Source organism: Flavobacterium sp. PS2, assembly GCF_046250155.1.
GTDB lineage: Bacteria > Bacteroidota > Bacteroidia > Flavobacteriales > Flavobacteriaceae > Flavobacterium.
The window spans coordinates 5,485,767-5,492,246 of the sequence record NZ_CP176426.1 but is presented as its reverse complement, the minus strand read 5'-3'; the positions used below and the strand labels follow the sequence as shown (position 1 = coordinate 5,492,246).

Here is a 6,480-nt window from a genome sequence, read left to right as displayed (position 1 = left end):
ATTTCCTTCCTTTGCGGTTAAAACCGGAAGTATTATTTATGCTAAAAAGAGCTTTACGAGATAATGTAATCTAAATTGATTTATATGCTAAGTTTTCTTTTGAACTCTCCGGTTTTATAATCTTACTATTAGCAACAATATTATTCTCCATGAGTAAAACGACAAATCGTAGACTCAACAGCATATACATGTAAAGATATATAATTGGAATATTCATTCCAATTATATATCTTTGTCACATTATTATATTGTTATGACAAAAAAAGAAAAAATACTAGCTGCCACTTTAAAACTCATCGTATCGAAAGGAATAGACAATACCCCAATGTCTGAAATTGCTAAAGAAGCAGATACAGGAATGGGAACGATTTATAATTATTTTTCTACTAAAGAGGTATTGATAAACGAACTTTACTTCCATCTTAAAGTAAAAGAATCTGAGATCATCATTGATGGTTACGATATCACACTTTCTGTTAAACAACGTTTTATCCATCTATGGAGGAAAATGGTTGATTATTTTATTCAGGAACCCATGGATTTTTTGTTTTTAGAGCAATTTTATTATTCGCCAACTATAGATCCAGCTGCAAAACATAAAGGTGGACTATATGTGAGAGAATTAGATCAAGTCTATCTGGATGGGCAAAAACAGCAATTAATAAAGGAAGGAGATATCAAAGAATGGATTGGGTTTACGAGTGGATCTTTGGTGTCACTTGTCAAATTACACCATAGTAAATACATATATCTACAGGAAACAACCATAGACAATTATATTCAGGCAGCATGGGATGCCGTAAAATCGTGATTTATAAAAATGGAATAACCATTCCATGAAATACTACAACTTTATGTTTAAGAAAAAAATAGCTTACATAGGTTCCTTGAGCCTTATTGGGATGATTACGACTGAATTTGGAGTAATTGGCATTCTACCCCAAATAGCCTCATACTATCATATTAATATTAGTACAGCCGGCTTGTTACTAAGTGCTTATGCCATAACAGTGGCTATTGCAGGTCCATTTATGACGATGTTCACGTCTGGAATTAATCGGAAAACATTAATGGCTGTGACAATGCTGATCTTTTTACTTACCGGTATTGTATCTTCCTTTGCTCCACCTTTTTGGTTATTATTGGTTGTGAGGATCTTACCAGCCTTTTTGCATCCAGTGTTAGTATCAAATGCTGTTGCGGCAGCCACTAGTTCTGCAGACAAAAAAGTGGCGCACCAAATGATGGCCATTGTTATGGCAGGTATAGGTATCGCAACAATTACAACGGTTCCCTTTGCAACCTATATTGCAGGGCTATTTGACAATTGGCAATTATCATTTATGGTTCAGGCATCCATTAGTTTAGTTGTGCTCGTAGCGATTATTATACTTTTGCCTTCGATGCCCATAAAAGAGAAAAAATCCTATGGGAGCCAGTTAAAAATATTGACAAAACCCACATTTTTGGTCAGCGCTTTCTTTTCATTTCTTATGATTGGGGGACTCTTTTCAAGCTATAGTTATTTTGCAGATTACCTTAGCAAGGTTAATCATATGAATCCCAAGACAATTGGTTTAATGTTGTTGCTTTTCGGATCTACTGGTGTTCTTGGAAACTTTCTTGCAGGAAAACTATTAACCAAAGATATTACAAAAACTACAGCGGCTTTTCTAATCGGATTGTTGATGATCTGCATTCCGATTTATTACTCCGGAACAATGTCTTTTTCTACAGTGCTTCTAATTGCAGTATGGGGATTCTTGCAAACTCCCTGCTTTCTGACTGCACAGGCTTATATGATAGAGACTGCACCAGAAGCACCTGAATTTGCTAATAGTCTTGCCATCTCTTTTGGGAATCTGGGTATTTCTTTTGGTACGGCAATTGGCGGACTTTTTATTAATAACTATGGTGTTCAGAGCACGCCATGGGTGATGTTTGCATTCTGTACTCTAGCTTTAGTGATGATGTTGTTAAAAAAATTAATTGAAAAACACGTCTGCAGAAAAAGTTAATAGTTTTCTACCACTAACTTTTTTTAATTTATAATTACGCCACTTCTTTTAAAACTTTTTCTGCAAGCATCAATAATTGATTTTTATTTGTAGATACTTTAAAGATTTGTCAATTGAATACAAGTTTGTTTACAATGATAATTATTCGCATGATCCAAGTGGCATTCTGTAAATACTAAATAATTTTCTCCTTCTACTTCAAATCCGTGATCAATAAAATAAAAAAAGGCTTGCATTGTAGTTTTTTTATCTGCTTTCAAATTCAGAAAGTAAATCCATAATATTCTGTGAATTTCTATTTATGTTGAAAATTACATGATAGCCTAAAATTCATTTTACACCCTCCTTTAAAAAGACAAAAGAGGGTAGTATAAAATAAGTAATTAGTATTGGATAATTAGTTTAGGGGTACAACTTGCCTGCTTAAAGCATTCGGAGTGCAATAAGTCAGTACCAGAAGATAGGGCAGAGGATAACCATTATGCACGTTGCAAGCCCAACGGTTTACAATTAATCTTTATATTTGATCATTAAATTAATAAAATGAGCGAAAAAACTAAACCGTATGCCTTAATAACTGGTGCCAGCAAAGGAATTGGAAAATCTATTGCTTATGAATTAGCGAAACAGGGTTATCCACTATTGCTTGTTGCAAGAAGTGACGAGGAATTAAAAGCACTATCTGATGATCTTCAAATTAAATACGGTATTGATGCTCCTGTTTTATCTATTGATCTTTCAACAAATGGTGCATCGCTAAAAGTAACTGATTGGATTAAAATGAATAACTATCCAGTAGGCTTTTTAGTTAATAATGCTGGTTATGGTGTGTGGGGCGATTTTAGTCAGTCTTCTTTAATCGATCAGCTTGGCATGATGCAACTTAACATGAATGTAGTTGTAGAACTTTCACATTTATTAGTCCCAATACTTTCACAAGAAAAACAAGCCTACATTTTAAATATATCCAGTACTGCTGCATACCAAGCTGTACCTACGTTAGCTGTTTATTCGGCTACAAAGGCTTTTATTTTATCGTTTACGCGTGCCTTGCGTTTCGAACTAGCCCAAACTTCAATTTCAGTAACTTGTTTTAGTCCAGGTCCAGTTGATACTGGTTTTGCTGCAAGAGCTGGTTTAGACGCTTTTAGCAAAATGGCCGAAAAGTTTAATATGCAGGCAGATGAAGTGGCAAAAATTGCAGTAAAAGCCATGTTCAACAAAAAATCAGAAGTTATTCCAGGTTTTACAAATATCATTTCGGTTTATGCCAACCGTATATTACCGAAGGGATTTATCGAAAAAATGGCTGCTGGAATTTATAAAATTTAATTTTACAAAAAATAAATAAAAAAATATTCTTTGAAAAAAGAAAAATTATATTAAGTTTGTATTAAATTCTACTAATTCTATAGAGTATGTCAAATAAAAGAAAAAATATGTTTAATTTATCTGAAAACCGAATGCACGTAAACATGCTAATGTTTTGTTGCTGTTGTTGTTATTCTGTTTTAGATAAAATTACAAACTATATTATTTCATTTATTAAATCTATATTATCATGGTATCTTCTTATAAAACCTTTACCCTTACTGAGCAATTAACTAATGAGCAAATTGCGGTTTTTAATGAATATGGCTTCATCCATTTCAAAAAATTTATAAATCCGGAAACTGTTTCATCGATCATTGATGCCTCGAAACAAGTAGAGCAAAATTGGATTGAAAACGATCTTCAAAAAGTAAACGGTGTTCCTATTAAATACGGAAAAGATTTAGATGGTTCCCCTATTGTACAACGTTTTGCTTTTATCAATCAACATCATCAAACCTTAAGCGGTCTTTTACTTGATCCAAGATTTAATGGTTTATTACCATTGGCAGGCGATGGCGCAAGATTAGGAACTGAAGAAAAAGACGGAATGGTTTTCAATCATTATATCAACGGGCCAGAAAGTAAGTTTACTAAAATGGGCTGGCATACAGATGGATTGAGAGATATTTTTTATGGTGCAAAATTAAATCCGATGTTAAATGTGGGTATTCACTTAAGCACTTTAAAACCTGAAAATGGCGGTCTTAAAATCATTCCGGGTACTCATAAGCAAAGTATTTATCAAATGCTTTTTCGTAAAAAATACTTTTTAGATAATAAACCTGATCCTCAGGAAGTTTCTATCAATCCCGAAGCTGGAGATTTAACCATTCACGATGGCCGTTTGTGGCACAGAGTGGCAGAATCATCTATTCGTGGCGAAGAGAGTAGAAGAAGGGTTATCTATATTCCGATTATTGCCGGAAAATACGCTCCTAAAAATGAGAATAGCCCAACGGTTTTTTATCAACGTTTTGCTGGTATTGTTAAATAATTATGCTGATCATTGTCGCATTTAGTTATCTGGTTAGATCAGGTAAGCTAAAGAGTACCACAAATTTTTTTAAAAATAGTCAAAGAAAAGTAAAGCTAAAAATTGTAAAACTAGAATTGGCTATACTATCTGGCTTACAAATATTACGCTATTAATGGGAAAAGAAATACAGATTGAAGATTATAGTGCAATCGCACAAAGAACATTTTCAGACCGTAAGCGAACTAATATTTTAAAAAGAGTAGAACAGTCAACGATTATATTTTTGCTTCCAAAGGTGCCTAAATTCATTTCGCCAAACGTACTCACTTTAATGGGTACACTTGGTTCAGGATTAGTTTTCTTGGCTTTTGTTTTAGGAGCTTATTTAACAAAATGGTATTTGCTTTTCGGTATTATTGGTTTGGTTATAAATTGGTTAGGCGATTCATTAGACGGAAGATTGGCTTATTATAGAAATATTCCCCGACGCTGGTATGGTTTTGCACTCGATATTATTGCCGATTGGATTGGTATTGTACTTATAGGCTTTGGCTACTATATTTATGCTAAAAATGGCACACAAATAGTAGCCTTTGCTTTTGTTGCATTGTATGGCTGGTCTATCATCATCAGCCAGTTGCGCTACAAAATCACAAATGAATACAGTATAGATTCTGGCTTTGTTGGCCCAACAGAACTTAGATTTATTATTGCTTTAATTTTAATTATAGAAGTTTTATTTCAGGGATCAATTACGTATTTGGCTGGCTTAATCAGTATTGTGTTGTTTGTAATCAATACTATTGATAGCTTAAAACTTTTAAAGTTAGGCGATTTAAGAGATAAAAATCAAGACTGATATGTTCAGTAAAAAATCCATTTTTACTTTTCTACGAGCACAAGTTGCGGCATTTTTAGGAGGCATTACCGATTATGGTTTAATGATTTTACTAACAGAAGTATTTAAATTGCATTTTACTTTTTCAATTCTAATCTCCGGAACCATTGGTGCCATTATCAATTTCAGCATCAATAGATTTTGGGTATTTAAAAATCAATCTGGTTATAGTAGCCGCATCAATAGTCAGCTTTTTAAATTTGCGTTAGTTGTATTGGGAAGCATTTCCTTAAAATCATTTGGTACGCTTATTTTGCAGAGAGTATTTCAAATCGATTATAGAATCGGAAGATTAATTACGGACAGCTTTGTTTCTTATGGATTTAATTATCCACTGATTAAATATTGGGTTTTTAAAATAAACAAAAATCAAAATGTAATTAAATCAGATTAGCGTATAAATAACCAATTAAGTGTTTTCTATTCAACACATAGTCCCGAAGCTTAGGGATAGATTTTAGATACCTAAAAAAGAATAGAAAAAGAAACTAGTTTCTCACACATAGTCAACCATGATTGTTTAAACAAGTGTAACGCCTTTTTTAAGCGTTGTGAATCTATGTTTCTATGTGTTAAAATAATTGCAACCAGAAGGTTGTATAAAAACTTCGTTATGAACAAATTATCATTTATATATTTCACAAAATCACTAATCGTTATAACGATCTTAGTAATTATAATTTCCGAAAATGTATTGGCACAATCCAAAAATCCATCGCCACTAAATTTTCCAACACCCAAGAATATAGATAATATGCTATTTTATATTCAGCGAGACCCAAATGTAAACACTGCAATTTATACAATAAACTATGACGAAAATGGAAAAATAAACAAAAGCAATCCTATAAAAGCCTATTGGATTCGATATGCTGAGAAAGGGGAGAAGAAAGACTTTAATTATATGCAACGAAAATATGCATACGGAATAGAAAGCAAAACTGTAAATAATGAGGAGTTTGAGCTTCAATTTGTATCGTATAAAAAGTTACCCTTAACCTTAAAAAAGATAGATTCAGATCAAAAATATCATGTTTTTGTAAATGTAAATCAGAAAAGAATACAGGTAGAAAAAATATTTGTACGCATTGAGGGAGGTTCTTTTTGGTTACCAAATGTAAAGTATGCTGAAGTTACCGGAATTGAGACTTCCTCAAATAAAATAATTACTGAGAGGATGTTGTTATAATAAGATTTCGATATAATCTTTAACG

7 protein-coding genes are annotated in these 6,480 nt (G+C 32.7%); all 7 read left to right on the top strand.

The features are described from left to right. Window positions 1–253 precede the first annotated feature (253 nt). The 7 genes from ACJ6WR_RS23490 (at window position 254) to ACJ6WR_RS23460 (ending at window position 6,455) form a co-directional block, all read left to right on the top strand. Window positions 254–811 (top strand): TetR/AcrR family transcriptional regulator, encoded by a 558-nt coding sequence (locus ACJ6WR_RS23490; RefSeq protein WP_409416682.1) that lies wholly within the window; start codon window positions 254–256, stop codon window positions 809–811. A 25-nt stretch (window positions 812–836) separates the two neighbouring features. After that, window positions 837–2,018 carry an MFS transporter gene (locus ACJ6WR_RS23485; RefSeq protein ID WP_409416681.1) on the top strand — a complete coding sequence of 394 codons (1,182 nt, stop codon included), beginning with the start codon at window positions 837–839 and terminating at the stop codon, window positions 2,016–2,018. Between the two features lie 543 nt (window positions 2,019–2,561). Beyond that, a complete protein-coding gene (locus tag ACJ6WR_RS23480; protein WP_409416680.1) occupies window positions 2,562–3,350 on the top strand; it encodes an SDR family NAD(P)-dependent oxidoreductase in 789 nt (262 codons plus the stop codon). Between the two features lie 229 nt (window positions 3,351–3,579). Continuing rightward, window positions 3,580–4,386 (top strand): phytanoyl-CoA dioxygenase family protein, encoded by an 807-nt coding sequence (locus ACJ6WR_RS23475; RefSeq protein WP_409416679.1) that lies wholly within the window; start codon window positions 3,580–3,582, stop codon window positions 4,384–4,386. A gap of 154 nt (window positions 4,387–4,540) precedes the next feature. Beyond that, window positions 4,541–5,227 carry a CDP-alcohol phosphatidyltransferase family protein gene (locus tag ACJ6WR_RS23470; RefSeq protein WP_409416678.1) on the top strand — a complete coding sequence of 229 codons (687 nt, stop codon included), beginning with the start codon at window positions 4,541–4,543 and terminating at the stop codon, window positions 5,225–5,227. Window position 5,228: 1 nt separating this feature from the next. Next, window positions 5,229–5,660 carry a GtrA family protein gene (locus ACJ6WR_RS23465; protein ID WP_409416677.1) on the top strand — a complete coding sequence of 144 codons (432 nt, stop codon included), beginning with the start codon at window positions 5,229–5,231 and terminating at the stop codon, window positions 5,658–5,660. Window positions 5,661–5,879: 219 nt separating this feature from the next. After that, window positions 5,880–6,455, top strand: a complete 576-nt coding sequence (locus ACJ6WR_RS23460) for a DUF4833 domain-containing protein (RefSeq protein WP_409416676.1) — start codon at window positions 5,880–5,882, stop codon at window positions 6,453–6,455. Window positions 6,456–6,480: the final 25 nt, after the last annotated feature.

Bases quoted from the DNA above. Each gene is read 5' to 3' on its own strand.
- ACJ6WR_RS23490 (WP_409416682.1), top strand. From the start codon at position 254: ATGACAAAAAAAGAAAAAATACTAGCTGCCACTTTAAAACTCATCGTA.
- ACJ6WR_RS23485 (WP_409416681.1), top strand. From the start codon at position 837: ATGAAATACTACAACTTTATGTTTAAGAAAAAAATAGCTTACATAGGT.
- ACJ6WR_RS23480 (WP_409416680.1), top strand. From the start codon at position 2,562: ATGAGCGAAAAAACTAAACCGTATGCCTTAATAACTGGTGCCAGCAAA.
- ACJ6WR_RS23475 (WP_409416679.1), top strand. From the start codon at position 3,580: ATGGTATCTTCTTATAAAACCTTTACCCTTACTGAGCAATTAACTAAT.
- ACJ6WR_RS23470 (WP_409416678.1), top strand. From the start codon at position 4,541: ATGGGAAAAGAAATACAGATTGAAGATTATAGTGCAATCGCACAAAGA.
- ACJ6WR_RS23465 (WP_409416677.1), top strand. From the start codon at position 5,229: ATGTTCAGTAAAAAATCCATTTTTACTTTTCTACGAGCACAAGTTGCG.
- ACJ6WR_RS23460 (WP_409416676.1), top strand. From the start codon at position 5,880: ATGAACAAATTATCATTTATATATTTCACAAAATCACTAATCGTTATA.